This window comes from Nocardia sp. PE-7 (assembly GCF_030486425.1).
In the GTDB taxonomy this organism is placed as follows: Bacteria; Actinomycetota; Actinomycetes; order Mycobacteriales; family Mycobacteriaceae; genus Nocardia; species Nocardia salmonicida_A.
The window spans coordinates 6330996-6357190 of sequence record NZ_CP129614.1 but is presented as its reverse complement, the minus strand read 5'-3'; the positions used below and the strand labels follow the sequence as shown (position 1 = coordinate 6357190).

At 67.7% G+C, this 26195-nt stretch carries 29 protein-coding genes; 16 read left to right on the top strand and 13 right to left on the bottom strand.

Annotated features, from left to right (window positions below):
- From QX204_RS29750 to QX204_RS29730, 5 genes are all read left to right on the top strand, one after another.
- Entirely contained in the window at positions 1 to 732 is a 732-nt protein-coding gene (locus tag QX204_RS29750) for a ZIP family metal transporter (RefSeq protein WP_301903786.1), read from the top strand.
- 57 nt (positions 733 to 789) lie between these two features.
- Positions 790 to 2247, top strand: a complete 1458-nt coding sequence (locus QX204_RS29745) for an alanine/glycine:cation symporter family protein (RefSeq protein ID WP_301903785.1) — start codon at positions 790 to 792, stop codon at positions 2245 to 2247.
- Positions 2248 to 2262: 15 nt separating this feature from the next.
- Positions 2263 to 3108 (top strand): PPK2 family polyphosphate kinase, encoded by an 846-nt coding sequence (locus QX204_RS29740; protein ID WP_301903784.1) that lies wholly within the window; start codon positions 2263 to 2265, stop codon positions 3106 to 3108.
- Between the two features lie 82 nt (positions 3109 to 3190).
- A complete protein-coding gene (locus QX204_RS29735) occupies positions 3191 to 3952 on the top strand; it encodes a DsbA family protein (RefSeq protein WP_301903783.1) in 762 nt (253 codons plus the stop codon).
- Positions 3949 to 4515 (top strand): vitamin K epoxide reductase family protein, encoded by a 567-nt coding sequence (locus tag QX204_RS29730; RefSeq protein ID WP_301903782.1) that lies wholly within the window; start codon positions 3949 to 3951, stop codon positions 4513 to 4515. The genes QX204_RS29735 and QX204_RS29730 overlap by 4 nt, the downstream gene beginning before the upstream one ends.
- Here QX204_RS29730 and QX204_RS29725 read toward each other — a convergent pair.
- The 4 genes from QX204_RS29725 to QX204_RS29710 all read right to left on the bottom strand — a co-directional run bounded on the left by QX204_RS29725 (position 4501) and on the right by QX204_RS29710 (position 8684).
- Positions 4501 to 5145, bottom strand: coding sequence for a class I SAM-dependent methyltransferase (locus QX204_RS29725; RefSeq protein WP_301903781.1), 645 nt, complete (start codon positions 5143 to 5145; stop codon positions 4501 to 4503). The genes QX204_RS29730 and QX204_RS29725 overlap by 15 nt on opposite strands.
- A complete protein-coding gene (locus QX204_RS29720; RefSeq protein ID WP_301903780.1) occupies positions 5142 to 6386 on the bottom strand; it encodes a saccharopine dehydrogenase family protein in 1245 nt (414 codons plus the stop codon). The genes QX204_RS29725 and QX204_RS29720 overlap by 4 nt, the downstream gene beginning before the upstream one ends.
- 22 nt (positions 6387 to 6408) lie before the next feature.
- Positions 6409 to 7839 carry an ABC1 kinase family protein gene (locus QX204_RS29715; RefSeq protein ID WP_301908152.1) on the bottom strand — a complete coding sequence of 477 codons (1431 nt, stop codon included), beginning with the start codon at positions 7837 to 7839 and terminating at the stop codon, positions 6409 to 6411.
- 158 nt (positions 7840 to 7997) lie between these two features.
- Positions 7998 to 8684 carry a TetR/AcrR family transcriptional regulator gene (locus QX204_RS29710; protein WP_301908151.1) on the bottom strand — a complete coding sequence of 229 codons (687 nt, stop codon included), beginning with the start codon at positions 8682 to 8684 and terminating at the stop codon, positions 7998 to 8000.
- Between the two features lie 339 nt (positions 8685 to 9023).
- Between QX204_RS29710 and QX204_RS29705 the strand changes: the two genes are divergently transcribed.
- The 6 genes from QX204_RS29705 (at position 9024) to purU (ending at position 13916) form a co-directional block, all read left to right on the top strand.
- Entirely contained in the window at positions 9024 to 10277 is a 1254-nt protein-coding gene (locus QX204_RS29705) for a DUF445 domain-containing protein (RefSeq protein ID WP_301908150.1), read from the top strand.
- A 113-nt stretch (positions 10278 to 10390) separates the two neighbouring features.
- Positions 10391 to 10837 carry a helix-turn-helix domain-containing protein gene (locus tag QX204_RS29700; RefSeq protein ID WP_056814574.1) on the top strand — a complete coding sequence of 149 codons (447 nt, stop codon included), beginning with the start codon at positions 10391 to 10393 and terminating at the stop codon, positions 10835 to 10837.
- Positions 10837 to 11502 carry a heparin-binding hemagglutinin gene (locus tag QX204_RS29695; protein WP_301903779.1) on the top strand — a complete coding sequence of 222 codons (666 nt, stop codon included), beginning with the start codon at positions 10837 to 10839 and terminating at the stop codon, positions 11500 to 11502. Before QX204_RS29700 ends, QX204_RS29695 begins: the two co-directional genes overlap by 1 nt.
- Before the next feature lie 81 nt (positions 11503 to 11583).
- Positions 11584 to 11874, top strand: coding sequence for a DUF2516 family protein (locus QX204_RS29690; RefSeq protein WP_056814570.1), 291 nt, complete (start codon positions 11584 to 11586; stop codon positions 11872 to 11874).
- 78 nt (positions 11875 to 11952) lie between these two features.
- The gene (locus QX204_RS29685) at positions 11953 to 13005 is read left to right on the top strand and encodes an alpha/beta fold hydrolase (protein ID WP_301903778.1); all 1053 of its coding nucleotides are present in this window, start codon (positions 11953 to 11955) and stop codon (positions 13003 to 13005) included.
- Positions 13006 to 13025: 20 nt separating this feature from the next.
- Positions 13026 to 13916 (top strand): formyltetrahydrofolate deformylase, encoded by an 891-nt coding sequence (gene purU, locus QX204_RS29680; protein WP_301903777.1) that lies wholly within the window; start codon positions 13026 to 13028, stop codon positions 13914 to 13916.
- Position 13917: 1 nt separating this feature from the next.
- Here purU and QX204_RS29675 read toward each other — a convergent pair whose 3' ends face one another.
- Positions 13918 to 14445, bottom strand: a complete 528-nt coding sequence (locus tag QX204_RS29675) for a GNAT family N-acetyltransferase (protein WP_301903776.1) — start codon at positions 14443 to 14445, stop codon at positions 13918 to 13920.
- Positions 14446 to 14560: 115 nt separating this feature from the next.
- On the opposite strand from QX204_RS29675, the gene deoC reads away from it, so the two are divergent.
- A complete protein-coding gene (deoC, locus tag QX204_RS29670; protein WP_301903775.1) occupies positions 14561 to 15226 on the top strand; it encodes a deoxyribose-phosphate aldolase in 666 nt (221 codons plus the stop codon).
- A 16-nt stretch (positions 15227 to 15242) separates the two neighbouring features.
- Here deoC and QX204_RS29665 read toward each other — a convergent pair whose 3' ends face one another.
- Entirely contained in the window at positions 15243 to 15977 is a 735-nt protein-coding gene (locus QX204_RS29665; protein ID WP_301903774.1) for an LmeA family phospholipid-binding protein, read from the bottom strand.
- Positions 15978 to 16082: 105 nt separating this feature from the next.
- Between QX204_RS29665 and QX204_RS29660 the strand changes: the two genes are divergently transcribed.
- A complete protein-coding gene (locus QX204_RS29660; protein WP_301903773.1) occupies positions 16083 to 16691 on the top strand; it encodes a type IV toxin-antitoxin system AbiEi family antitoxin in 609 nt (202 codons plus the stop codon).
- On the opposite strand, the gene QX204_RS29655 is transcribed toward QX204_RS29660, so the two are convergent.
- The 3 genes from QX204_RS29655 to QX204_RS29645 form a co-directional block, all read right to left on the bottom strand.
- On the bottom strand, positions 16677 to 17474 hold the full coding sequence (locus QX204_RS29655) for a class I SAM-dependent methyltransferase (RefSeq protein ID WP_301903772.1): 798 nt from the start codon (positions 17472 to 17474) through the stop codon (positions 16677 to 16679). The genes QX204_RS29660 and QX204_RS29655 overlap by 15 nt on opposite strands.
- A 7-nt stretch (positions 17475 to 17481) precedes the next feature.
- Complete coding sequence (locus QX204_RS29650; protein WP_301903771.1) at positions 17482 to 18009, bottom strand: DUF2505 domain-containing protein; 528 nt, start codon at positions 18007 to 18009, stop codon at positions 17482 to 17484.
- A gap of 64 nt (positions 18010 to 18073) precedes the next feature.
- Positions 18074 to 19168 carry a UDP-N-acetylmuramate dehydrogenase gene (locus QX204_RS29645; protein ID WP_301908149.1) on the bottom strand — a complete coding sequence of 365 codons (1095 nt, stop codon included), beginning with the start codon at positions 19166 to 19168 and terminating at the stop codon, positions 18074 to 18076.
- Positions 19169 to 19208: 40 nt separating this feature from the next.
- On the opposite strand from QX204_RS29645, the gene QX204_RS29640 reads away from it, so the two are divergent.
- Positions 19209 to 19697: a DUF2505 domain-containing protein gene (locus QX204_RS29640; protein WP_301903770.1), complete on the top strand. Its 489-nt coding sequence runs from the start codon at positions 19209 to 19211 to the stop codon at positions 19695 to 19697.
- 162 nt (positions 19698 to 19859) lie between these two features.
- Entirely contained in the window at positions 19860 to 21005 is a 1146-nt protein-coding gene (locus QX204_RS29635; protein WP_301908148.1) for a L,D-transpeptidase, read from the top strand.
- 55 nt (positions 21006 to 21060) lie between these two features.
- On the opposite strand, the gene QX204_RS29630 is transcribed toward QX204_RS29635, so the two are convergent.
- Both QX204_RS29630 and QX204_RS29625 read right to left on the bottom strand, forming a co-directional pair.
- Positions 21061 to 22494, bottom strand: coding sequence for a DHA2 family efflux MFS transporter permease subunit (locus QX204_RS29630; protein ID WP_301903769.1), 1434 nt, complete (start codon positions 22492 to 22494; stop codon positions 21061 to 21063).
- A gap of 5 nt (positions 22495 to 22499) precedes the next feature.
- On the bottom strand, positions 22500 to 23102 hold the full coding sequence (locus QX204_RS29625; protein WP_301903768.1) for an NADPH-dependent FMN reductase: 603 nt from the start codon (positions 23100 to 23102) through the stop codon (positions 22500 to 22502).
- 167 nt (positions 23103 to 23269) lie between these two features.
- On the opposite strand from QX204_RS29625, the gene QX204_RS29620 reads away from it, so the two are divergent.
- Positions 23270 to 24628, top strand: coding sequence for an MFS transporter (locus tag QX204_RS29620; protein WP_301903767.1), 1359 nt, complete (start codon positions 23270 to 23272; stop codon positions 24626 to 24628).
- Between the two features lie 4 nt (positions 24629 to 24632).
- Here the strand turns inward: QX204_RS29620 and mscL are convergent, their stop codons facing one another.
- Entirely contained in the window at positions 24633 to 25094 is a 462-nt protein-coding gene (mscL, locus tag QX204_RS29615; protein ID WP_301903766.1) for a large conductance mechanosensitive channel protein MscL, read from the bottom strand.
- Between the two features lie 291 nt (positions 25095 to 25385).
- On the bottom strand, positions 25386 to 26120 hold the full coding sequence (locus tag QX204_RS29610; RefSeq protein WP_301903765.1) for an SDR family NAD(P)-dependent oxidoreductase: 735 nt from the start codon (positions 26118 to 26120) through the stop codon (positions 25386 to 25388).
- Between the last annotated feature and the right edge of the window lie 75 nt (positions 26121 to 26195).

The window sequence follows — 26195 nt, the reverse complement described above, 5'->3', positions numbered from 1 at the left end:
ATGGCGATCCTGTTGTCCCTGGTGTCGATGTTGTCGACGCTGTTCGGCGGTTTCGTCGCCATGCGGATCGGGGACCGCAAGCACCTGGTTCTCGGCTTGGCCGCCGGGGTGATGTTCGGCGTGGTCGCGTTCGACCTGATTCCGGAGGCGCTCGAACAGACCGACGGCATGTTCCGCGGTATCCCGTATGTGTTGATCGCCGCGGTCCTCGGCTTCCTCAGCCTGCACGTGATCGAGCGGGCGGTCGCCATCCATCGTGGCCACGAGCAGGAATTCGGTACGCACAAGCACGGTTTCGAGTCCGTCGGTCTCCTGGCCGCGGGCGGCCTGATCTTTCACAGCACCCTGGACGGTTTCGGTATCGGCCTCGGGTACCAGGCGGGCGCGGCCGTCGGTATGTCCGTCGCGATCGCCGTGATCTGCCACGACTTCGCCGACGGCTTCAACACTTTCACCATTCCCACCGTCTACGGCAGTGCCCGCAAACGCGCCCTCACCCTGTTGGCTCTCGACGCCGTCGCCCCCGTAGTAGGCGCCGTTCTCGGCACCGTGATCCACGTGCCGGAGAACTGGATCGGCCTCTACATGGGCTACTTCGCCGGGTTCCTCCTCTACCTCGCCACCGCCGACATCCTCCCCGAAGCCCACGCGGGCCACCCCTCCCGACTGACCCTGTTGTGCACCCTGTTCGGCGTGGCCGCCATGTTCGTCGTCTCCGCCCTCAGCCACTGAGCAACATGAGGCGCGGCCTGACCGGTCACGGCGCGCGACGGCGGTAGCGTTCGCCGGATGGACACCCTGAACTCGGTGATCGTCGATGTCAACGATGTGTTCTGGAATTGGCTGCTGATTCCGCTGGTCATCGTGGCCGGGGTGTACTTCACGGTGCGCACCGGCGTGGTGCAGGTGCGGATGCTGCCCGAGATGTTCCGGGTGGTCACGGAGAAGGGGCCGACGGCCGCCGACGGGAAGAAATCGGTGTCGGCGTTCGGGGCCTTCAGCATCTCCGCGGCGGCGCGGGTGGGGACCGGCAACATCGCGGGGGTCGCGACCGCGATCAGCGTCGGCGGGCCGGGGGCGGTGTTCTGGATGTGGGCGATGGCCACGGTCGGCGCCGCGTCGGCGTTCGTGGAATCCACGCTCGCCCAGCTCTACAAACGTCGCGAGAACGAGCCGGGGACCTTTCGCGGCGGCCCCGCGTACTACATGGAATACGGACTGCGGCGTCGGTGGCAGGGCTTGGCGTTCGCGGTGATCATCACGGTGACCTTCGGGTTCGTGTTCAACGCGGTGCAGTCCAACACCATCGTGGCGACCGGGCGGGCGTCGCTGTCGGCGCTGGACGGTGACTGGTTCGCCCCGCTGGTGGGGCTGTGTCTGATCACGCTGCTCGGGCTGGTGATCTTCGGTGGCGTGCGCCGGATCAGCCACATCACCGAGGTGCTGGTTCCGGTGATGGCGATCGTGTACCTGCTGCTCGGTATCGCGGTGGTGGCACTCAATATCACCGACCTGCCGCGGGTATTGGCCGATATCGTCGGCGGGGCGTTCGGATTGCGTGAGGTGGTCGGCGGCGGGATCGGCACCGCGCTCGCGCAGGGAATTCGGCGCGGGATGTTCTCCAATGAGGCGGGGCTCGGTTCCTCGCCCAATGCGGCTGCGGCAGCGGATGTCTCGCATCCGGTGAAGCAGGGTCTCGTCCAATCGCTCGGCGTCTACTTCGACACCCTGCTGATCTGCTCGATCACCGCCTTCATCATTCTCACCACCGACCCCGACCTGTCCGAGCGGCGCAGCGCCGACCTCACCCAGAGCGCGCTGCAGGCGTCGCTGGGTGATTGGGCCGGGCACGTGCTCACCGCGGTGGTGTTCTTGCTCGCGTTCAGCTCGATGATCGGCAACTTCTACTACGGTCGCGCCAATATCGAATTCATCACCACGCGTCCACAGGTGCTCACCGCGTTCCGAATCCTGGTGCTGGTGGCCGTCTTCGGTGGCGCGCTCGGCTCGGTGAGCCTGATCTGGAACCTCGCCGATGTGTTCATGGGCGCGATGGCGCTGGTCAACCTGGCCGCGATCATTCCTCTCGGCGCCGTCGCTTTCCGTCTGCTCGCCGACTACCGCGCCCGGCGTGGCGCCGGCGAAGACCCCGTATACGTGCACAGCGCCGACATCGCCGACCCGGCGGGCGTGCAGTGCTGGCAGGCAACGATTGCGTCGAGCTTGCCCGGTAAACCCACCCAGTAGTGGTAGGCATGGGAAATGGCGAAAAACTGGACCGAACCGGCTGATATCGCGCTGCGCGCCGACGGTCAGCGCGTCGCTGATCTCGACACCGCGAGCACGCCGGGCTTCACCGGCGGCAAGCGGCTCGGCAAGGAACTGCTGGCCGAGCGGGCGACGGTGTTGTCGGTCTTGCAGGAGAAGCTGTTCGCGCACGGTCGTACCGGTGGACAGCACAGCGTGCTGCTGATCCTGCAGGGCATGGATACCGCCGGTAAGGGCGGCATCGTGCGCCACGTGATCGGTTCGGTCGACCCGCAGGGCGTCGATCACGCGTCTTTCGGCGTGCCGACCGAGGAGGAGTCCCAGCACGACTTCCTGTGGCGCATCCGCAACAAGCTGCCCGCGCACGGTCAGATCGGCGTCTTCGACCGCTCCCAGTACGAGGACGTCCTGGTGGTGCGGGTCCACGAGCTCGTGCCGCAGGCGGAGTGGGAGCAGCGCTACGACCAGATCAACACCTTCGAGAAGGCGGTCGCCGACGCGGGCACCACCATCGTGAAGGTGGCCATGTTCGTCTCCCTCGACGAACAGAAGCGTCGGCTGCGCGAACGGCTCGAGCGCCCGGACAAGTACTGGAAATTCAACCCCTCCGACATCACCGAGCGCGCCCACTGGCCCGAATACCAGAAGGCCTACCAGGCTGTTCTCGATCGCACCAACACCGATTACGCGCCCTGGTACGTGCTGCCCTCCGACAACAAGTGGTACGCGCGCCTCGCGGTCACCGAGTTGCTGATCGCCGCGCTGTCGCGGTTGGACCTCGATTGGCCGCCCGCCGACTTCGATATCGCCGAGCAGTTGCGCCGACTCGACGAATCCTGAAACGAGCTTTGCGGAAACTCTCAGGTTCGGCCCGCATGATGTTCCCGGTGGGGAGCCAACGAGCGAAAGGCGTGTGACGACGGTGAGCACGGGCAAGAGTCCCTCGGGCAGGAATCCGCTGGCGGCGGCCGAGGCGGCCGACAAGAAGCGCAAGATCGCGATCCAGGTCGGCGTCGCCGCGGTCCTGGTGGCGCTGGTGGCGGCCATCGGCATCGGTATCGCCGTGAACAAGTCCGATTCCGACACGGAATCGTCGACTACTTCGGCGGCGCAATTGCCCGCGACGGGCGGGGCGGTCACCGAGACCGGCACGGTCGTGATCGGCAATCCCGATGCCAAGGTCAAGGTGCGCGTGGTCGCCGACCTGCAGTGCCCGGCCTGCAAGCAGTTCGAGGCAGCCAACGGGGAGACACTCGCCAAGGCCGCCGCCGACGGTACCGCCTCCGTGGAATACCAGATCATCTCCTTCCTCGACAAGGCCTCGACCAACCAGTACTCCTCGCGGGCGGCCAACGCGTCGTTCTGCGTGGCGAAGTCCGATACCACCAAGTACCAGTCCTGGTTGCAGACGATGTTCGAGAAGCAGCCCGCCGAGGGCGGCGCGGGCCTGAGCAACGACGAGCTCATCCAGATCGCCACCGATGTCGGCTACACCGATCCCGCCGTGGCGACCTGCATCAATGACAAGCCGTACAACGACTACATCCAGCAGGTCACCCAGACCACGCTGCAGAGCGGCGTGAAGTCGACGCCGTCGGTGTACATCAACGGCCAGCTGAACCAGTCCGACGCGATCTTCACCGAGAACGGCTTGGCACCCGTGATCGCTGACGCGGCGAAGTGATCACCGCCCCCGCCCGCTCGGCCTGGTTGCTGCTGATCGCCGGGCTGGCGGGCTGGCTGGCGTCGTTCACGCTCACCGTCGAACGGTTCAAGCTGTTCGTCGACCCGAACTACGTCACCTCGTGCAGCATCAACTCGGTGCTGTCGTGCGGGTCGATCATGAAGACCGACCAGGCCGCGGTCTTCGGCTTCCCCAACCCGCTGATCGGCGTCGTCGGGTTCTCGGTGGTGGTGACCCTGGCGGTGCTGGCGGTGGTCGGTATCGGTTTCCCACGCTGGGTCTGGGGCGGGCTGTGGATCGGGACCGTCCTCGGCATCGCCGGACTGTGCTGGCTGATCTTCCAGAGCCTGTACCGGATCAACGCGCTGTGCCCGTACTGCATGGTGGTGTGGGTAGCCGTGCCGGTGTTGTTCGCGGTGACCACCCAGGAGCTGTGGGGTCGCTCGCGTGGGGCGATGGGGATCCTCGCCGAGTGGCGCTGGACCCTGGTGGTGGTGTTCTACGCGGTGGTGCTGCTGCTGGTGTTCCTGAAGTTCCAGGACTACTGGCTAAGCCTGGTCTGACAAGGGCTTGGTGGCGTCCACGTACTGCATGAAACGGTGGACGCGCTGGTCGATTTCGGTCAGGCCCGCCCTGGCGAACAGCTTCGGGAAGATGTCTCGGTCGAACAGGCGAAGGCCGCTCAGGCTCGCGGCCAGGCTGCTCGCCGACCCGAAGAGGTTGTCCTCGGCGTAGCTGGTGCTGATCGCGATGCGGCCGCCGGGGGCGAGGACGCGGATCATCTCGCGGGTAGCGACCAGCGGGTCGGGGATCAGGTACAGGGCGCCGAAACAGCAGACGGCGTCGAAGGTTCCGTCGGCGAACGGCAGCGTGCGGGCGTCGCCGCGAACGTAGCCGACGCGGGGGCTCGCGTTGTCGACGGCGGCCTTGGCCAGCATCGGCGCGGAGTAGTCGAGACCGGTGACGAAACCGTCGCGGGTGAGATATTCGCTCAGGTATTTCGTGAAATTGCCTGGGCCGCAGGCAAGGTCGAGCACCCTCATGGGACCGCTCAGGCGCAGCCGGTCGACCGCGTCGCGGCGGTCGGTACCGGTGGTCCGGCCGCTGGCGAGGTAGAACAGCGTGGGTCGCCACGCGTGCTCGTACACCGCCGCCAGCGCCGGGGCGTTCATCGTCTTGCGAGCGAGATTCACTGTCGTGCGACCTCGATGGTCATGCCCGCCTCGCGCAGGCGCGCGGAGAGCGCCTCGCCCATCGCGGACGCGGGGGTGAGCACGCCCGCGCGCTCGGGCAGGGTGTCGAAGGCCAGGCTCAGGCCGCTCTGGCCGAGCAGCACGGCGGTGGCCTGGTAGCCGGGATCGCCGGTGCCGGAGAAGGTGGCCTGGTACTTGGCGCCGGAGCTGGTGCGGGCAAAGGTCTTCATGGTGAACCAGCCACTGCGGCGGGCCTTTTCGTTGGGGCCGGTGCCGGGCTTGGGCAGGATCCGGTCGAGCAGCTTGCGGCCGACCGACACCCGCGACAGTGCCGCCTGCGATGCCATCACGGCCACCATGCCGCCCGCGATACCCGCGGCGATCAGCGGCGCGGCGGGCGAGGCGCCCGCGTTCATCACCTCGCGGTAGCGGAACTGCTTGCCGTAGACCCAGCCGAGCAGGCCGTTGGTGCGGCGCACGACCTTGGTGTTGTGCGAGGCCATCACGAACGTGGTGACCCAGCCGTTCAGGCTGGGGTCGATGCTGTCGGCACGGGCCAGCGCCTGGTCGGACTGGCGGCCGACATCGGGTTCCATGCTGCGGTCCGGGCTCAGCGAGTACGGGTGCGCCAGGATCTTGCCGCGCGCGGAATCGGCTGCGACATCCTCCATCATGGCGCGCCCGGAATCGATGGTGCCGCCACTCATGCCGCCCTTGAGATAGGCGACCAGGGTGGTGTCCTCGAGCTCGCCGGTGTTGTCGGCGAGGGTGGCGCGGTAGATCTCGTACACGCTCAGATCCGACGGAATCGAGTCGTAGCCACAGGAATTCACGATCTTGGCGCCCGAGTCGACCGCGGTCTGCTCGTACTTCTCGATGGCGTCGTGGATGAACAGCGGCTCACCGGTGAGGTCGGCGTAGTGGGTGCCCGCCGCGGCGCACGCGCCCACCAGCGGCATGCCGTAGCGCAGGTACGGGCCGACGGTGGTGACCACGACCTTGGTGCGCTCGGCCATCGCCGCCAGCGAGGCCGGATCGCTGGAATCGGCGACGACGAGTTCCCAGGTCGCGGCGGCCGGGCCGAGCTCGTCGCGGGTGGCGGCGAGCTTGGCCGTCGAGCGGCCCGCCAGGGCGATCTTGGCGTCGGCCGGGGCTGCGGTGAGCAGGTATTCGGCGGTGAGCTTGCCGACGAAACCCGTTGCGCCGAACAGGATCAGGTCGAACTCGCGGTGCTGCGGCATTGCGCGCCTTTCGAAAAGGTGATCAGGGCTTGGTGGCTGGTGCGCTCGCCTTGCGGGCGCGGGTCTTCTTCACCGGCTTCGGTGGATGGGTGGAGAGCCAATCGTGGTGGGCCAGACCGAGTTCGGTGATCGGCGGATCGCCGTAGAGCCATTCCCTGGCGATCAGATGCCAGTTGTTGGTGCTGTCGAGCTGGCCGAGCATGCCGAAGGTGAGGAAGTCGGCGCGGCGGGAGAACAGGTGCTCCGGCGGCAGATTCTGCTGCTTCATGCCGGTGAACTCGCTGGCCCTCGGATCGACGGCGAGCAGGAACGCGCCGCTGGCCAGTTCGGGGGTGATGGTGAGCTCCTCGTCGACCAGACACCATTCCGAGGCGGCGAGCACGTATTCGAGGCATTCCTCGGCGCCGATCTCCTCGGGCGAATCGATCACGCCGCGGTCGATCATCAACTGCCGCAGGTCTTCGGCGCGATCCTCGGCGGCCGCGCGCAGGCACTGGATCTCGAAGCCGACCAGCTTGGGATCCATCCGGTTGAACAGCCCGAAGTCGAGGAAGGCGACCCGGCCGTCGCGGGCGAGCAGCACATTGCCCGGATGCGGGTCGCCACAGAACTCGTTGAAGCTGAACAGCGAGCCGACGTAGAAGCGGTAGATGATCTCGCCGACCCGGTTACGTTGCGCTGCGGGCATTTTCCGGATCTCGTCGAATCCGTCGCCGTCGATGAACTCGCTGACCAGCACACGGGTGGTCGACAGCTCGGGCACCGAGGACGGAACCACGATGAACGGGTGGTCGCGGTACAGGTGCGCGATCTCGGCCTGGGTGGCGGCCTCGGCCTGGTAGTCGAGCTCGCTCTCCATGTTCAGTTTCAGCTCGTCGAGCACCGCGGGGGTGATCCACGGCATCGCCGAGGCCAGCACCCGGCGGAACATGGTGAGGTTCTTGAGGTCCGCGCGCACGGCGGCGTCGACCCCGGGGTACTGGACCTTCACCGCGACGGCGCGACCGTCGTGCAGGGTGGCCCGATACACCTGGCCGATCGAAGCGGCGGCGATCGGCTCCGCGTCGAATTCGGCGAAGATCTCCGCCAGCGGAGCACCGAAATCCTGCTCGATCACCGTGCGCATGGACTCGAACGAGACCGTCGGCGCCGCGTTGCGCAGCACGGCGAGGCGTTGCTGGAAACGCTCCCGATGGTTGTCCGGCACCAGATCCAGATCCAGCACCGACATCATCTGGCCGAGTTTCATGGCCACGCCCTTCATGGTGCCGAGCACCATGACCACCTGTTCGGTGGTGCGGATCATCGACTCCTCGGCCATCCGTGCGCGCACCGCCTCCGAGCGGCCACGCATCGAGAGCCTGGTCTTCTTCGAGCGGATGACCGAACCCGCCGCGACCGCCCCCAGTTTCGTCCCGCGGGCAAGCCGGGAAGTCGGCACGTTCTTCGCCATCGAGGTACCTCCGTTGGTGCCGACGTGCGCGGCGGTGTAGACGCGCAGCGTCACACGACCACCCGCGGTGACGCAAGCCACAGCGCCCCGCTCGGTTCAGCGTAGCCAACCGCGCCGCGTTGTCGAGCCCGGCTCCCTCGAAGGGAGGAAAAGCCTGGTCAGGGTGTCTGCGGCGGCATCTCGGGGAGCGGATGCGGCTGCGCGGTGAAGATCTCGGGCGAGCCGCCGGCACGGGCCATGCCCTCGATCGCGCTCCAGGCCATCATCGTGAGGTAGTCGATCACGTCCTGGCGAGGCATGGCCTTGTCGGTGGTGGTCCACCAGTGGGTGGCCAGCTGGATGCCGCCGACCAGCACGTACGACCACAGCATCGCGCCGTCGGTGCGAATGCCCTTGGCGCCCGCCCGGTCGACGAGCACGGTGGTGACCACCTCGGCGAAGAGCCGCTCGAACTCCGCCAGCGAGGACTTGTCGCCCGCGGCGTTGCTCATGATGAACCGGTAGACCTCGGGGTCGTCGTCGACGGTGCCCACGTATTCGGTCATCGCGGCCCGCACCAGCTGGTATTCGTCGGCGTCGAGGCTGATCGCGCCGTACACCCGGGGCAGCAGGGTGGTTTCGATGAAGCGCTGCATGGTGGCGTGGACCAGGTCGTTCTTGTCCGCGAAGTAGCGGTACAGCACGGTCTTGGACACGCCGATCTCGGTGGCGATCTCGTCCATGCCCGCCTGGCTGCCCCGCGCGCGGATGGCGTTGAGGGTGCCGTCGACCAGCTCCTCGCGGCGGTCGATCTTGTGCTGCCGCCACCGACGTTTGCGGCCGTCGGCTTGGCCGCCGCCGCGCACACCGGCTCGGCTCGACTGCTCGCCGATCTCGACAAGGTCTTCGGTGGACAGAACAGCCCCCTCGTGATCGATGTTGGCGTCTTTAGTCAACAGCTTAGGCGCGCCGGTGTGGGGTGGCGCTCCTTTGGGCCACGTTGGGGCATTTACCACACTCCGGTGCTTACGCGCGCGTACGAAAACCAGGCGGTTCGCCGTGTTGTGGGAGCCGCAACGCGGGGTTGGCGGCGGCGCACTCGCCGCGCGCACAGCAGAATGGGGGCTATGGAGAAATCTCCCGGCAACACGGCGGTTCTCACGCCGCGCACCGAACCCGCCGCGCAGCCCGCCGGCTTCGCGCTGATGACCGACGAGGCGGGCAAGAAACGCGACCTGTTCAAGATGAAGGCGCTGGCGACCGGTTTCCTGGTCGTGGCCAGCGTGATCTACCTGTTGTGCCGCTGGCTCGAATCGCGGGGCGGCGGTGGCGAGTGGGTGGGCTATGTCCGCGCGGCCTCGGAGGCGGGCATGGTCGGCGCACTGGCCGACTGGTTCGCGGTCACCGCGCTGTTCAAACACCCGCTGGGTCTGCCGATTCCGCACACCGCGATCATCCGCAAGAAGAAAGACCAGCTCGGCGAGAGCCTCGGCGCTTTCGTCGGTACCAACTTCCTCGCTCCCGACGTGGTCTCCGCCCGGCTGGACTCGGCGCAGATCTCGCTGCGCGTCGGTCGGTGGATGGCCGATCCGGCGCACGCGGTGAGGGTGGCGAAGGAGAGCGCGACGATCCTGACCGCGGTGGTCAACACGCTGCGCGACGAGGACGTCGAACAGATCATCGACAACACCATCGTCAAGCGGATCGCCGAACCGCTGTGGGGGCCGCCGCTGGGTCGGGTGCTCTCGGAGATGATCGCCGACAACCGGCAGCGGCCGCTGATCGATCTGCTGGCCGAGCGCGCACATCAGTGGGCACTGGGCTCACAGGACACGATCGACCGGATCGTGATGCGCGATGCGCCGCAGTGGGCGCCGAAATTTGTCAATACATTGTTGTCGGAGCGAATTTATCGGGAACTCGTCGAGTTCACCTGGAAGGTGCGCTCCGATCCCGATCATGAATTGCGCAAGGCCGCCGATCGCTTTCTCCAGGATTTCGCCGAGGATTTGCAACACGACGACGCGATGATCGCCAAGGCGGAGAAGGTCAAGGCCGAGATCATGGGCCGCGAGCAGATCACCGGAATGGCCGAGGCCACGTGGCGAGCGGCGAAGCGGTTGATCTTGGAGTCGGCCGACGATCCGGATTCCACACTTCGGCGCAAGGTGGCCGAAAATGTGCAGCAGCTCGGCGAGCGCTTCCGTGACGACCCGGAGATGCGTGGCAAAGTGGACGGGTGGATCGACCGCGGTGCTCGCTATCTGGTCGGCAACTACTCCGCGGAGATCACGACACTGGTGACCGATACGGTCGCACGCTGGGATGCCGACGAGGCGAGTAGGAAGATCGAATTGCAGGTCGGTCGGGATCTGCAATTCATCAGAATCAACGGCACGGTGGTCGGCTCACTCGCCGGCCTGACGATCTACACCGTCTCGCAGCTGCTGTTCCACTGATCGACCTGGTAGCCGGAGCTGCGTACGTGTCAGCCGACCGGGTGCTAACTGTAGTGCTTGCAATAGCTAGCACCCTGTTCTACTATTGGCCTTACAACGCCAGAAGGTGAGCGATGACAGACCAACCCGAGAGTCGTGTAGCGCACGCGGCTCAAGATATCGGAGGTTTCATCAGGGCACAGCGCGAAGGTGCGCAGGTGTCCCTGCGTCAGCTCGCCGCTCTGGCGGGGGTAAGTAATCCGTACCTGAGCCAAATCGAACGCGGATTACGTAATCCCTCCGCCGAAGTACTCGGGCAGATCGCCAAGGCGCTGCGAGTTTCCTCGGAGGTGTTGTATGTGCGGGCAGGATTTCTGGAACAGCGTCCGCACAGCCCGGTCCGTGACGCCCTGCTGGCCGACACTTCGGTGTCCGAGCGGCAGAAGCAGGTGTTGCTGGAAATCTATGAGTCGTTTCGCCGGGAAAACGGGGAAGAAACCGGCTCAGGGGGGAACGAACGAGACAGTGACGTTTCGTTCACGACAACTGACACTCCGCCACACCAGGAGAATGAAGACTGATGACCGAAAAGACCGCCACTGTCGCCAAGCCGCTGTTCGCCACCGTCGGCGCCGGTGACGCCATCTACGCCGCCGTGAACGACGTCGTCGCCGACGTCCGCGGCCGCGTCGGCGCCGCCGATGCCAAGGCCCGCGTCGAAGAGGCCCGCGAGCGCATCGCGAACGTGCCCGCCGACGTGCAGGCCCAGTTCGACACCCTGCGCGACCGCATCTCCGGCCTGCCGTCGGAGCTGCCGGAGGATCTCGCCGAGCTGCGCGAGAAGTTCACCCCCGAAGAGCTGCGCAAGCTGGCCGAGCAGTACTACCGCCAGGCGCTCGACATCTACGCCGATCTCGCCGTTCGCGGTGAGGAGACCGTCGACCGGTTGCGTGCCAACCAGGCCGTCGACGAGCAGATCGGTCGCGTCGAGACCCTCTACAAGGATGCGTCGGCTCGCGCCGAGGACGCCCTGACCAAGGTCAACGACCTGCTGGGCCGCACCAAGGCCGAGGCCGAGGCAGTGGCCGACAAGGTCGAGGCCGTCGTCGATGCCGAGGTCGTCGCCGTCACCACCGAGCCCGCTCCGGCCAAGCCCGCCGCTGCTCCGGCTCCGAAGAAGGCTCCGGCCGCCAAGAAGGCCGCTCCGGCCAAGAAGGCCGCCTCGCCCGCGCCGAAGAAGGTCTAGCCTTCGCGCATCACCGCTGACAGCGGCCCCGTACACACCAGGTGTGTGCGGGGCCGCTGTTCGTATGATGGGGGTGTGAACATGGTGAATGGGATGACCTCGCTGATTCTGCTGATCCTGTGGATCGGCGCCTTCGGCGCGACGGTGTTCGCGCTCATTCACGCTGTGCGCCAGCGTTCGGATGCCTTCACCGCCGTGGACAAGATGACCAAGCCCATCTGGCTGGCCATTCTCGGCGGTGCGCTGGTGTTTCTGCTGATCGGCATCGGCGGGCTGGGGATGCTGTCGTTCATCGCGATCATCGCGACCGGTGTGTACCTGGCCGACGTGCGTCCGAAGGTCGATGAGGTGCAGCGCGGCCCGCGCTGGTAGAAAAGTCGGCCCGAAGGGCTCGCGGGTGAGTGGTACGCGGTGTTACTGTATCTGGCAGTAACACAAAGGAGTGTGCCGATGCGCGCAAAGTTGCCGACGGCCTTGGTGAACCTGGTCGGCCGGGTATCCACCGTGGTCGAGACCACCCTCGCGGCCCATCGTGCCGACCTGCGGACGCGGAAGCACGGGCTCGCCGCCTTCGATCCGCCGCAGATGCCCTACGACGTGATTCCGGTGGTCACCGCGGACGGCGCCCGCCTGCGGGTGCACGCCTACGGACCGGTCGACGCGCCCGTGATCGTGTTCGCCCACGGCTGGACGTGCTCGCTCGAATACTGGAACGCCCAGATCAACGCCTTCGCCGGCGAATACCGCGTGGTCGCCTACGACCAGCGCGGCCACGGCGAGAGCACCAACGGGTACGCCCGCCCGAGCACGAACCTGCTCGCCGACGACCTGTGCGATGTGCTCGACGCGGTGTTGCTGCCGGGTCAGCGCGCGGTGCTGGCCGGGCACAGCATGGGCGGGATGACGCTCATCGCCTGGGCGGGCCGCTACCCCGAGCGCGTCGCCGAACAGGCCGCTGCGGTGATCCTCACCAATACCGGCGCGCACTCGCTGGTCGAGGTGTCGACCATGGTTCCCGGTCTCAACGTGCCGCTGCGGATTCTGCGCGGCCGGTCGATGCCGACGCCGGACTGGGTCGGCAGGCTGATCCTCGGCACCCCGGTGGTGTTCCCGCCGATCAAGCCGGTGCGCTGGATCTTCGCCCGTCAGGTGATGACCCTCGATGCCTCGCGCGAGACGCTGGACTACGCGCTGTCGGTGGTGCGCGGCTGTCCGATGATGACGCGTTCGCGCTACGGGTTCCTGCTCACCGCGCTGCACCTGGGCGACGACGCGAAGAACTTCTCGGTCCCGACCACCGTGCTTGCGGGCGATCGCGACGACATGACCCCCGCGATCCACGCCGAGCGCCTGGCCGCGCTGCTCGAGGAAGCAGGCACGCTCGCCGGGTTCAAGGTGTTGCCGACCGGGCATCTGGGTAATGTCGAACGCTTCGACCTGTTCAATGCCGAAGTGGCCCAGGTACTCTCCGCCGTCCGCGAGCCCGTGCGCGCCCTGGCCTGATCGCCTGCGAGAATCGGCGGATGAGTTCTACCGCTGTGACCTCGGACGACCGTCGGTTCGTGCTGACCCTCGGGTGCCCGGACCGGCCGGGCGTCATCGCCCGGATCTCCTCGTTCATCGCCGAGTTCGGCGGCTCGATCGTGGAGGCCGGGTACCACTCCGACGGTGACATCGGGTGGTTCTTCACCCGGCAGGCCGTGAAGGCCTCGACGGTGCCGTTCTCCATCGACGAGCTCCGGGAACGCTTCGCCGAGGTGGCCGCCGAGTTCGGTCCCGAGACCGATTGGCAGCTCCACGATTCCGGTGCGCCGCGGCGGGCGGTGCTGCTGGTGAGCAAGGACGGGCACTGCCTGCACGACCTGCTCGGGCGCGCGCAGGCCGGTGAGCTGCCCGCGACCGTCGAGGCCGTGATCGGCAACCATCCCGACCTCGCGGGGATGACCGAGGCGCACGGGGTGAAGTTCCACTACGTGCCGTTCCCGAAGGACCCGGCCGAGCGCGGTCCGGCCTTCGAGCAGGTGCGCGAACTCGTCGACTCCCACGATCCGCACGCGGTGGTGCTCGCCCGGTTCATGCAGGTGCTACCCGCCGAGCTGTGCGCGCACTGGGCCGGGCGGGCGCTCAATATCCACCACAGCTTCCTGCCCTCGTTCGTCGGCGCGCGGCCCTATCACCAGGCGTACGCGCGCGGGGTGAAGCTCATCGGGGCGACCTGCCACTACGTCACCGCCGAGCTGGACGCCGGGCCCATCATCGAGCAGGACGTGATCCGGGTCGATCACGCCGACGACGCGCGCGACATGGTGCGCCAGGGCCGTGACATCGAGCGGGTCGTGCTCGCGCGCGGGCTGCGCTGGCACCTCGAGGGCCGGGTGCTCGTGCACGGTCGGCGCACGGTGGTGTTCGAGTGATCTACAGGTCGTAGAACGGTGCGGCGTAACGGAATTCGCCGGTGACAGCGGAGTCGTAGGCGGTGAGCGGGCGGACCTGGAAGTGCGGCCCCCATTCGGCCTCGTCGGGCACGATGCCCAGGCGCGCGCCGGGGACGAAACCGAAGCGGGCGTAGTAGTCGGGATCGCCGACCAGGCCGACGACCGATTCGTCGAGGGCATCGGCGGCGCCGAGGGCGGCGTGGACCAGCGCCGAGCCGACGCCGGACTTCTGGTTCTCCGGATCGACGCCGAGCGGGCCGAGCGCGAGCACGGGGAACGGGCCGATACCGGCCCTGGTGAGACAGATATGTCCCACGACGGAGTCGTATTCGAGCGCGACCAGTGACAGCGTCGGCATCCACGACTCGTCGGTGCGTAGCGTTTCGACGAGGGCGGGTTCGGGTGGTTCGGTGACGGCCGGATCGCCCGCGTAATGCGGGGCGAAGGCGGCGCGGTGTATCGCGGCGATCGCCACCGCGTCCGCTGGGGTCTCGCGACGGATCAGCACAGGCTTAAGTCTCCAGGATTTGGGTAGGGGAGCGCAATGATGTGCGGTCGCCGATGTCCGGATACGTCGATGCCCTCTGCGCCGGCCGGTGCCGCGCGTATGCCATGCTCGGCAAATGACTTCCGCGCCGCTGACCCGGGCCGCTGTGGCCGACATGATCGACCACACCCTGCTCGCTCCGGAAGCCACGCCGGCCGAGGTCGACGCGTTGATCGCCGAAGCGCGCAAGCTCGGCGTGTACGCGATCTGTCTGTCGCCCTCGATGCTGCCGGTGCGCGCGCCGGGACTGGTGGTGGCCACCGTCGCGGGCTTCCCGTCCGGCAAACACCACTCGCTGGTGAAGGGCGCCGAGGCGCGGCTGGCCGTGGATCAGGGCGCCGCCGAGGTCGACATGGTGATCGACGTGGGCGCCGCGCTGGCCGGTGACTTCAACGCCGTCCTCGCCGACATCATCACCGTGCGCGAGGCGACCAGGGAACGGGCCGTGCTCAAGGTGATCATCGAATCGGCCGCACTCACCGACGAGGCGATCGTCGGCGCGTGCCGGGCGGCCGAGCAGGCGGGCGCCGATTTCGTGAAGACCTCCACCGGTTTTCATCCGGCGGGCGGTGCGAGCCTGCACGCGGTGCGGTTGATGGCAGAGACCGTCGGCGGGCGACTCGGGGTGAAGGCCAGCGGCGGAATCCGCACCGCCGAGGACGCCGCCGCGATGATCGAAGCCGGGGCTACGCGGCTCGGGTTGTCGAAATCGGCCGCCGTCCTCGCCGGATTTCCCGAGTAGCCACCGCCTCGGATGATCAGCAGGTGAACTCGGACTGCCGGCCGGACGGGGCGCTCTCGAGTGCGGTCTTGCCACCTGAAAGGTGCACGTTCACACCGTCATCGGTGACCTCGACCTCCTGCGCGCGCAGGCCGAGCGGATAGCTCTGCAAGCTCTCGGTGAAGGTCTCGATGATGCCCTGCACGAGGTCGGTGGGCAGGCCGATGCCGAGTAGCTGCGCCGACTTCGTCTCTACGACGATGTTGCCGTCGCGGACCAGCGGCTGCACCTCCAGTTGGGCGAGGCCGCCGAGCACATCGAGAGTCAGCACTCCGGTGCTCGCCGAAGAGCTCACGCCGCTGACCATGGTGCCGAGGGTCTGGCGGATGCCGTCGTTGTTCCAGGTCACATCGGCCGTGGAGCTGTCGATGGTGCCGCCGCCTCGGCCGCGGTCGACGAGTTCGATGTCGTTGAATTTCGCGTGGACGACCATCCCGACAGCGGGGCCGAACTGGTTGTCCTCGCTGTCGACGGTGATCGTGCCGACCTTGCCGTCGGCATACGACAGCAGGATCGGGCGCAGGCCGAAGCCCACGTCGATGCTCGAGCCCATCTGCTGCTCGAACGCGCCGCTGATGCAGCTCGATATCTTGTGCCGGGCATAGGCTTCGGTTCCGGCGATGGCCGCGACGAGTAGGGCTGCGACCACGGCCAACGCGATCACCAGAGAGCGCCGACCGATCCTGGGGCGTGGGGAGTTCTGTGTGGTCATGGCATCGGATTCTTCCCGATCTTTCTGTGTCCGCTCTGAGGACGTGGTGAAAGCCTTCACAGCAAAATGTGACCTGGCGCACTGGACCGGGCGTAACCTGGACCCATGACTGGCGAGGACGCGCGCCGGGTGGCGGGGACAGCGGATCATCGGTGGCGGGTGCTGCGGCGCCTCGCCGGGCGGCACGCGGGCTTCTTCACCACGCGTCAGGTGTTGCGTACCGGCTGCGAATCGCAGGTCAGGGCCGCTTTGGGGGACGGGTCGGTGACCAGGGCCGGGGTCGGGATGATGCGGTTGGGGCAGTGGCGGGAGGGGCCGCTGGACGAGTACGCGATGTGGGCGGCGTGGTTCGACGGCGCGGCGGCGGTGTCGTATCAGAGTGCGGCCGAACTCCACGGGCTCGGCAGGTTGCAACCGCGGTTTCTGCACCTGTCGGTGTCGGCGGGTCGCCCGCCCGTGACGCCGCGGCTGGTGCTGACCCGGCGCAAGCTCTGCGGGGCCGACGTGGAGTCGGCCGGGCCGTTCCTCGTGACGACGCCGGTGCGGACGGTACTCGATCTGGCCGAGACCGAGATCTCGCAGTCGGCGTTGGACGAGGTGGTGGCCGACGCGGTGGCGATACACCGGTGCGATACCGACGAGATCTGGTGGGGTGGGCAGCAATTGGCGCCGCGCGCGTCGACGCGGGTACGGCGGGCGTTAAGCCGGGTGTGACGGGGCGACGACGTCCCAGGGGACCGACAGCACGCAGTCGCGCATTCGCCGGTGATACGGGCGCAGTGGGAAACCGTTGGCGCGCAACATCTGTGCCGCTTCTCGCCAGCGGACCCGGGGGCCGTACGGCGCCATGGCCGCGGATCGCTCCCAGGCTTGGTCGGCCGCGGTGAGCAGGGTGTGGATGCGTTCACCGGCAATGTTGCGGTGGATCAACGCTTTCGGCAGGCGCTCGGCGATGTCGGAGGGTCGGTCGACGGTGAAGGGGTCCCAGGCCAGCGTCAGCGACAGCGGGCGGTGGCGGTCGAGCAGCACCCAGGCGCACCGGCGGCCGAGTTCATCGCAGGTGCCGTCGACGAGCAGGCCGTCGGGAGCCAGATTGGACTGGATTCGGGACCACGCGTCGGGGACCGCGTCCTCGGGGTATTGACGCAGGACGTTGAACGCGCGGACAAGGGTCGGTCGCAGACCGGCCAGTTCGAAGCCGCCACGGGCGAAGCGGACGCCGTCGCGGGGTTCGACGACGCGGGCCGGGTCGATTTCGAGACCGACCACCTCGAGGTCGGGGCGCACGGTGCGCAGGCGAGCGGCCAGCTCGAAGGTGGTCCAGGGGGCGGCGCCGTAGCCGAGGTCGACAACCAGGGGCGTGGTGGCCGCACGCAGTGTCGTGCCGACGAGTTCGTCGTTGACGAGCCAGCGATCGCTGCGGCGGAGGCGGTTGACGCCCGTGGTGCCGCGGGTGATGGTGCCGATCGGCGGGACGGCCTTGCGGCTCGGGGCCACGGGTGGGTCAGACGGTCTTCTCGGCGGATTCCCGATCCAGGTAGCGCAGGGTTTCCTCCTGCTCGGCGCGGAACAGGTCGACGAGATTCACCAGCATCAACTGCTCCAGGCGTGGGCCGACCATGGGAATGAAGACCTTGGCGGTGGGGGAGAAGCGCATGGTGGCGCCGGTGTCGGTGGGGAAGAGGCGGATGGTGCCGTTGAGGCTGCCGGGGCCGGCGGGGATCGAGGCGGAGAACTTGCCCTCGGTCTCGTCGTGGTCGAAGGGACCCCAGCTCTCCTTGCGGGTGATCACCATGTCCTTGCGCATGACGGTCTGGGCGATCTCGGGGAGCATCTCGCGGGGCAGGGTGTGGTGCAGGACCACGTCGATGCCGTCCTCGGAGACGTCGAGGCTGACCACTTCGTTGTTGGGCGCGTACTTGCGCATTTCGGCGACGCGGGCTTCCCAGTAGTCCCTGCTCTGGAGGGCTGCGTACAGCTCTTCGGTGGTGTGCAGGGGGTAGCGAGCGGAGTAGTCCAGTCTGCGTGCCATGGCAGGACACGTTACGTGGTTGGGGTGCGGGCGGCGGGAAGTGGTGGGTTGTCTGTGCTCGGTCCTATAAAACGAGGCCGACGGTTACCGGTTCCGGCTCCAGCGTCACGCCGAACCTTTCCTGAACGCCCGCGCGGACGGTGCGGGCCAGGGCGACGATGTCGGCGGCGGTCGCGGCGCCGCGATTGGTCAGGGCAAGGGTGTGCTTGGTCGACAGGCGCGCCGCGGCGGCGTCGCCGGGGAAGCCCTTCGCGAAACCGGCTCGTTCGATGAGCCAGCCCGCCGACAGCTTGGTGCCGTCGGGCGCGGGATAGGTGGGCACGGTGACGTCGTCGCCGACGTGCGCGGCGATCGCGGCCAGTACGCGCGGCAACCGCTCCTCGGTGACGACCGGGTTGGTGAAGAACGAACCGGCACTCCAGGTGTCGTGATCGGCCGGGTCGAGGACCATGCCCTTGCCTGCCCGCAGGCGCAGCACCTGCGCGCGCACCTGCTCGACGGGCCGGGTCTCGCCGTCGCCCGCGTCGAGCGCCTTGGCCAGTTCGCCGTAGCGCAGCGGCGCGCTCATCCCGCTCGGGTCCAACGCGAACTCGACCGCGAGGACCACGGCGTCGTCGCTGTGCTTGAGCACACTGGTCCGGTAGCCGAAGCCGAGTTCGGTGGGCTCGACCCAGCGCACGTCCCCGGTCTTGCGATCGAGCAGACGCACCCGGCGCAACAGCGACGCGACCTCGACGCCGTAGGCGCCCACGTTCTGCACCGGCGTCGCACCGGCCGAACCCGGAATCCCGGACAGGCACTCCAACCCGCCGAGCCCGGCCGCGACGGTCGCCGCGACGACCTCGTCCCAGTTCGCGCCCGCCTCGGCCACCACGCCGTCGGCGCCCAGCTCGACGCCGGTCGTGCCGACCCGGACGACCACGCCGTCGAAGCCCGCGTCGTCGATGAGCAGGTTCGACCCGCCCGCTACCAACAGGACCGCGATACCGGCCGCGTCCAGGGTCTTCACCGTGGCCACCAGGGCCTCGGTGGTCGCGCATTCGGCCAGCAGCGCCGGCCCGCCGACCCGCAGGGTCGTCAATTCGGACAAACGCACCGAATCGGTGACTTTCGCGCCGGTATCGGCAAGCAGGTCACGCAGCTGATCGGAGGACACCACCCGTGTTGTACGCACGTCCGCAGACGGTACCGTGTCGAGCATGGCTACACCTCTGGCGTTCACTGCCGGCTATACGCATTCCGTCGATGCGGTGCGCGCCGCGTACTCCGACGAGCAGTACTGGAAGGCCCGGATCGCCGAGGTCGGCGGCCCCGGTGCCCGGCTCGACGCCTTCGCCGTCGACGGCGACCAGGTCCGCGTCCAGATGGTGCAGTCCATCCCCGCCGACCAGCTCCCGCCCGCCATCACCGCCGTGCGCCCCGGTGACCTGATCATTCCGCGCACCGAGACCTACACCGGCACCGGCGGCATCTTCGAAGCCCACGTGGACGGCGCCCCCGCGGTGGTCCGCGGCACGGTCACCATGGCCCCCGACGACGGCACCGGCTCCACCACCGCCATCAACGGCACCATCGAGGTGAAGATCCCGCTGTTCGGCGGCAAGATCGAGGCGGCCATCTCGGAGCACCTGATCGAACTCCTCGCCAATGAGGCCACGTTCACGGAGGAATGGCTCAACCGCCGGTAGCGGTTGCGGTGAGACCGCGCTCACGGGGTGCGGGCCGATAGCTCGGCGTACATTCGATGCGTGAGCAAACATTCGGTAACCGGTCTGTTGCGCGCGCGGGAAAACGCGCGTCGTAGTTCGTCGGCACAGCGCCGTGACGGCGGCGTTCGTGGTGGTCGATCCGTGGTTGCGGTGATATTGCTGGCGGTGCTCGTCGTGCTCACCGGGTGCACGATCGACCGGCCCGGCAAGGACGCCGAGGCGGCCGCGCCGGTCGCGCAGGTGACCATCGCGCCGACGCCGGGAGCCACCGATGTCGATCCGGTCGCGCCCGTTTCGGTGACGGTCGCCCATGGCACGATCGACCAGATCGCCCTCACCAACGCCGCCGGCAAGCAGATCACCGGTCAGCTCAGCCCCGACCGCACGACCTACAAGGTCTCCGAACCGCTCGGCTACGGCGCGTCCTACACCTGGGCGGGAACGGCCATCGGGGTCGACGGCGAACCGGTCCGGATCGACGGCACCTTCACCACGATCAGCCCCCAGTCGACCATCCCGGCCACGATCAATATCGGCGACGGCCAGGAAGTCGGGATCGGGGCGCCGATCATCCTGAAGTTCGCGGGGCCGGTCACGAACAAAGCGGCCGTGGAGAAGGCGCTCACCGTCACCACCGACCGGGGCACCGAGGGGTCGTGGGCCTGGCTGCCCGACGACGACGGCTCGCGGGTGCACTGGCGTCCGAAGAACTACTGGACCCCCGGCACCACCGTGCACGTCGCCGCGAAGCTCTACGGCGTCGACCTCGGCGGCGGCGCCTACGGCGACTCCGATGTCACCTCCGACTTCACCATCGGCCGCAGCCAGATCGTCGTCGCCAACGCACCCAGCCACCGCATGCAGGTGGTGCGCGACGGCGCCACGATCTTCGACTTCGCGGTCTCCTACGGCGAAGGCAACGAGCCGCGCAATGTGACCCGCTCCGGCGTGCACGTCGTCACCGAGAAGTACGAGGACTTCATGATGTCGAATCCGCCGTACTACACCAACGTTCGCGAACGCTGGGCCGTGCGTATCTCCAACAACGGCGAATTCATCCACGCCAATCCCGAATCGCTCTCGGCCCAGGGTTCCTCGAACGTCACCAACGGCTGCATCAACCTCTCGCCCGGCGATGCTCAGGCCTACTTCCCGACCGCGCTCTACGGCGATCCGGTGGAGGTGACCGGCACCTCGATCGAGTTGTCCCAGGCCGACGGCGACATCTACGACTGGGCCATCGACTGGCCGACGTGGACGTCGATGTCCGCCTTGTCCGCCGGATAGATCCGACCCCTGCCGTCGTGCCGCGACGCGATGTCCACGGCACGACGGTTCGGCTCTAGCGGCGGGGCAGGAGCAGTGCCGGGACGAGCGCCAGCGCGATCATGACGGGCGCGATCAGATAGGTGTGCTGGAACGCGTCGGCCAGAGCGGGGGCGAGTTCGGCCCGCTGATCCGCCGTCATGGCGTGCAGCGCCTGGAGTCCACCCGCCACCGGGAGCAGCGCGCCCAGCGTCACCGAGGCCACCGCCGTGCCGATCGCCATCGACGTGGTGCTGATCATGTTCAGCACCGTCGACCCGGCAGGCTGCTGTTCGCGGCTCAGCGGCCGGGTGGCCGTGGTCATTACCGGCATCATGGTTCCGCCGCCGCCCGCGCCCATCAGCACCATCGTCAGGCACAGCGCCCAGTACGGCGCGTCCGCGTCGAGTTGGACCACGAACAGCACGAACCCGGTGAGCGCCACCGTGATCGACACGGGCAGGTACCGGCCGGGCGGGATCCGATCGATCAATCTGCCCGCCACCTGCATCGTCGCGCCCGATGCCAGGGCGAACGGAATCCCCAAAGCGCCTGCCACCAGCGCTGACTCGTCGCGCACCACCTGGAAGTACAACGGCAGCAGCAACATCGAACCGAAGTAGCCGCTCGCGAACACCGCGAGCAGCACCGCGGAGGTGCCGGTGATCCGGTTGCCGAGCACGCGCAGATCCAGCAGCGGCACCGAGACGGTCAGCGAACGACGCACGAACGCGGCGATCAGGCCGATCCCCACCAGCAGCGGCACGAGCACCGCGGGCGTGGCGAACCCGGCACTCTCGCCCGCGGCGGTGACGCCGTAGATGACCAGCGCCAACCCGGGCGACATCAACAGCAGACCGCGGATGTCGAGCGCTCGCGGCGGCTCCGGCGTGTCGTCGGGGACCACCCGCACCGCCAGCAGGAGCACCAGCGCGCCCAGCGGCAGATTGATGAAGAACATCCACCGCCACGACACCTCGTCGATCAGGTATCCGCCGATCACCGGGCCGAGCAGCGGGCCGACCAGAATGGCCAACCCGAGCGTGCTCATCAACTGCCCCAGCCGCTCGGGTCCGGCCGCGCGCAGCAGGATCGTCATGGCGACCGGCATCAACAGGCCGCCACTGGCACCCTGAACCAATCGAAAAGCGATGAGCGACTCGATGTTCCACGACAGTCCGGCCAGCACCGAGCCGACCACGAACGCGCTGATCGCCGTCAGATACAGCCGCTTGGCGCCGAATCGGCCGACCAGCCACGCCGAGGTCGGCACCACGGCGCCGAGGGCGAGCGAGTAGCCGGTGGCGACCCACTGGATCGTGCTCAGGCCCGCGTGGAATTCCATCGACAACTTGTTGATGGCGACATTCACGATGGTCTGATCGAGCGTCGCCATGATCATGCCGACCACCAGAACCAGGGCGACCCGCATCGGATCGCGGCTGGTGGTCGGTTCGACGGTGGTGATCACGGCGGTCACTTCCCGTACGGCTGGGCCAGGCGGGCGGCGCGCAGTGCTTCGCCCCACCAGGTCAGCTGATCGAGCATGGTCGCGGCAGCGGCGTCGGCGTCGTTCGGGGCGGTGAGCTCGCCCGCCTCGTCGAATCGGCCCCACGGATTCGGGAAGCAGACCGAGTCGCGGACGGTGACGGCGTGGAGTTCGGCGAAGACCGGGCGCAGGTGTTCCACGGCGCGCAGCCCGCCGGAGATGCCGCCGTAGGAGACGAAGCCCACCGGCTTGGCCTGCCATTCGGCGTGGTGGGTGTCGATCAGGTTCTTCAGCGAGCCCGGGTAGCTGTGGTTGTACTCGGGTGTCACCACCACGAACGCATCGGCGCGCGCGAGCTTCTCGGTGGCTTCCGCGACAGAGGGATGGTCGGTGGCGGCGCCGAACGCGTGCGGCAACTCGATGCTCGCGGTGTCGACGATGTCGACGGTGACGGCGTCGCGCAGCGCCGCCTGTCGGACGAACCAGTTCGCGATCGTCGGGCCGAAACGCCCCTGCCTGGTACTGCCGATGACGACCGCGAGCCGCAGTGGGGTGATATCGGTTCGGACGTGGTCAACCGTGGCGCTCATGACGTTCCTCTTCGTCGGTGACGACCCTCGGCCGCCGCTGCGCTCTACGGTCCTACCTCAACTGTCCTCGAGGTCAAGCGGAAGATTTCGGTGGACCGGGAATATTCGCGGTAATAAACTACTTATTGCATTCATACGCAGATAAGCAGTCTTGAAGGGTAGACGCCATGACCACCTCGCTGTTCGCGCACCGCGACTACCGACTGCTGTTCACCGCCCAGGTCGCGGCTCTGTTCGGCACCGGACTCACCACCGTCGCGCTCGGTCTGCTCGCCTACGAGCTGGCAGGCGGCAACGCGGCCATCGTGCTCGGTACCGCGTTGACGCTGAAGATGGTCGCCTATGTGACCGTCGCGCCGATCGCGGGCGCGTACGCGGGTCGACTGCCGCGCAGGCAGTTCCTGATGGCGCTCAACGTCATTCGTGGCGCGATCGTGCTGGCGCTGCCCTTCGTGGACCAGATCTGGCAGATCTACGTGCTCATCACGCTGCTACAGATCGCCTCGGCCGCCTACACGCCCACCTACCAGGCGGTGCTGCCCGACATCCTGCCCGACGAGCGCGACTACACGAAGGCGCTGTCGGCGGCCCAGCTCGCGGCGACCATGGAAACACTGCTCAGCCCGATGCTGGCGGCGCTGGCGCTGAGTCTGATCAGCTTCCACTGGTTGTTCGTCGGCACCGGTTTCGGCTTCGCGGTGTCGGTCGCGCTGGTGCTGGCCGCGCGCATCCCGAACGCGGTGGTCGGCGAGGGTGCGATCACCGAACGACTGGCCGCCGGGCTGCGACTGTTCGCGGCGACTCCGCGATTGCGTGGACTGCTCGGGTTGAACCTGGTGGTCGCCGCCGCGGGCTCGGTGGTGATGGTCAACACCGTGAACTACGCCCGGGACGTGCTGGGCGGCAATCAGTCCGGCGTCGCGCTGCTGCTGGCGGCGAACGGCCTCGGCACCATGGTCATCGCCCTCACCCTGCCCCGGATCCTGGACCGTCGCGGCGAGCGTCCGGTCATGCTCGCCGGCGCCGCTGTTCTGCTCGTCGGCCTCGCCGCCGCGCTAGCGCTGTCGACCCTGCCGATCGGCGAGTGGCACTGGCCCACGGCGCTCGCCACCTGGGCCACCATCGGTGCGGGCACCGCGCTGATCCTCACCCCCACCGGCCGTGTCCTGCGTCGTTCCGCTCGCGCGCAGGACCGCCCCGCCCTGTTCGCGGCCCAGTTCTCCCTGTCCCACCTCGCCTGGCTGATCACCTACCCGATCACCGGCTGGCTGGCCACCACCGCGGGTTTCACCGCCACCTGGGCGACCCTGGCGGTCATCGCCGGGCTCGGCGCCACCGCGGCGATCCGGCTGTGGCCACGGCACGACCCGGCCGAGATCACGCACGTCCACGAACTCGGTTCGGTCGACCCGGCGATCCTGGCCGACGCGATCCAGGTCGGGCCCCGGCACTTCCGGCACACCCACGCCTACGTCATCGACCCCGACCACCCGCGCTGGCCGAGCAGGACTCCGGCCTACGTCTGAACGGCTACGCCTCGACGGACTCGCTGGCGCGATCCTTGCTCAGCGCGACGGTCTCGTCGGTGGTCAGCCCCTGCTGCTTGGCCAGCAGATCGCGGATCTCGATGAGCAGTTCGGTCTCGGTGGGCTCGGCGTCCTTGGGGGTGCCGAACTTGTTCTTCAGCGACTTCATCGGCAGCATCAGCACGAAGTACAGGACCGCGGCGACCATGAAGAAGTCGATGAACGCGGTGATGATCGGGCCGAACGCGATGAAGGTCGCCGGCTTGTCGGCGATCAGCTGAACGCCGAGGCCCAGTTCATTGGTCGAACCGAACACCGCGAGCAGCGGATTGATGAGCCCCTTGCTGAACGAGGTGACCACCGCGGTGAACGCGGTACCCATCACGACCGCGACCGCGAGGTCGATGACGTTCCCGCGCATCAGGAAATCTTTGAACCCACCGAAAACGGACTTGATACCGAGCATCGAACATCTACTCCTCAGACTGGCTATCGACAAACGGCCATGTTAAAGATCAGTCGCCGGGCATGGCGAATTCGTAGCAACGCCCCAGTGATCCGCTCCCAGTATCAATTCCCGCCGTCCGCCCCGCTACCCGAACGGCCACCGATGCTGGATTCGCCTACCCCGCCCTGGAATTGAGGTACCCGATGGGATGGCGCGCGAAGCAGATCGACCGAGAAGCTCGGCGCCAAGGCGTGGCGAGCGTCACGTTTAACGGTCGAGGAGTGTGTCCAACGTGGGTATCCGCCGTTCTCAGGAGCGGCGGGCGAAGGAGCCGGGGCCTGCCTGATCGCGGGGTTTGACGACGATGGTGTCGAGGTTGACGTGCGGCGGGCGAGTGGCCACGAAGCCGACGATCTCGGCGATGTCCTTGGCGTAGAGGGGGTCGATGCCCTCGTAGACCTTGGCGGCGCGGTCGGCGTCGCCGTCGAAGCGGACCAGCGAGAACTCGGTTTCCACGGCGCCGGGAGCGATCTCGGTGAGGCGGACCGGCTGGCCGAGGAGTTCGCCGCGCAGGGTGCGGTGGGCGACCGCCTGGGCGTGCTTGGCGGAGGTGTAGCCGGAGCCGTTGTCGTAGGTCTGCAGGGCGGCGATGGAGGTGATGGTGACGATCAGGCCGTCGCCGGAGGCGATCAGTTTCGGCAGCAGGGCCTTGGTCACGCGCAGCGTGCCCACGACGTTGGTCTCCCACATCCAGCGCCAGTCGTCGAGGTCGGCGTCGAGGACCGTGGCCATGCCCTTCGCGCCGCCCGCGTTGTTGACCAGCACGTCGACGTGGTCGATCGCGTCGGTGAACGCGCGCACCGATTCCTCGGAGGTGACGTCGAGTTCGAGCGCGGTGCCGCCGATCTCGGCGGCGAGGCTTTTCACCCGGTCGAACCGACGGGCGCCCACATAGACGTGATAGCCCTGTTCGGCCAGTTCCCGGGCGGTGGCTTCACCGATTCCCGAGCTGGCTCCGGTGACGACGGCGGTGCGAATGCTCATGTTGGTCGATCTTATTCGCCCCGAATTAGCGGGCGCCATGGCTCCGATCACCGTGATGTCAGTCATGGGGGTCGC

Bases quoted from the DNA above. Each gene is read 5' to 3' on its own strand.
- QX204_RS29695 (WP_301903779.1), top strand. From the start codon at position 10,837: ATGACCGAAAAGACCGCCACTGTCGCCAAGCCGCTGTTCGCCACCGTC.
- QX204_RS29705 (WP_301908150.1), top strand. From the start codon at position 9,024: ATGACCGACGAGGCGGGCAAGAAACGCGACCTGTTCAAGATGAAGGCG.
- QX204_RS29720 (WP_301903780.1), bottom strand. From the start codon at position 6,386: ATGCCGCAGCACCGCGAGTTCGACCTGATCCTGTTCGGCGCAACGGGT.
- QX204_RS29665 (WP_301903774.1), bottom strand. From the start codon at position 15,977: ATGACCACACAGAACTCCCCACGCCCCAGGATCGGTCGGCGCTCTCTG.
- QX204_RS29750 (WP_301903786.1), top strand. From the start codon at position 1: ATGGCGATCCTGTTGTCCCTGGTGTCGATGTTGTCGACGCTGTTCGGC.
- QX204_RS29685 (WP_301903778.1), top strand. From the start codon at position 11,953: ATGCGCGCAAAGTTGCCGACGGCCTTGGTGAACCTGGTCGGCCGGGTA.
- QX204_RS29715 (WP_301908152.1), bottom strand. From the start codon at position 7,839: ATGGCGAAGAACGTGCCGACTTCCCGGCTTGCCCGCGGGACGAAACTG.
- QX204_RS29690 (WP_056814570.1), top strand. From the start codon at position 11,584: ATGGTGAATGGGATGACCTCGCTGATTCTGCTGATCCTGTGGATCGGC.
- QX204_RS29740 (WP_301903784.1), top strand. From the start codon at position 2,263: ATGGCGAAAAACTGGACCGAACCGGCTGATATCGCGCTGCGCGCCGAC.
- QX204_RS29700 (WP_056814574.1), top strand. From the start codon at position 10,391: ATGACAGACCAACCCGAGAGTCGTGTAGCGCACGCGGCTCAAGATATC.
- mscL (WP_301903766.1), bottom strand. From the start codon at position 25,094: ATGCTCGGTATCAAGTCCGTTTTCGGTGGGTTCAAAGATTTCCTGATG.
- QX204_RS29640 (WP_301903770.1), top strand. From the start codon at position 19,209: ATGGCTACACCTCTGGCGTTCACTGCCGGCTATACGCATTCCGTCGAT.
- purU (WP_301903777.1), top strand. From the start codon at position 13,026: ATGAGTTCTACCGCTGTGACCTCGGACGACCGTCGGTTCGTGCTGACC.
- QX204_RS29745 (WP_301903785.1), top strand. From the start codon at position 790: ATGGACACCCTGAACTCGGTGATCGTCGATGTCAACGATGTGTTCTGG.
- QX204_RS29650 (WP_301903771.1), bottom strand. From the start codon at position 18,009: ATGGCACGCAGACTGGACTACTCCGCTCGCTACCCCCTGCACACCACC.
- deoC (WP_301903775.1), top strand. From the start codon at position 14,561: ATGACTTCCGCGCCGCTGACCCGGGCCGCTGTGGCCGACATGATCGAC.
- QX204_RS29660 (WP_301903773.1), top strand. From the start codon at position 16,083: ATGACTGGCGAGGACGCGCGCCGGGTGGCGGGGACAGCGGATCATCGG.
- QX204_RS29620 (WP_301903767.1), top strand. From the start codon at position 23,270: ATGACCACCTCGCTGTTCGCGCACCGCGACTACCGACTGCTGTTCACC.
- QX204_RS29610 (WP_301903765.1), bottom strand. From the start codon at position 26,120: ATGAGCATTCGCACCGCCGTCGTCACCGGAGCCAGCTCGGGAATCGGT.
- QX204_RS29625 (WP_301903768.1), bottom strand. From the start codon at position 23,102: ATGAGCGCCACGGTTGACCACGTCCGAACCGATATCACCCCACTGCGG.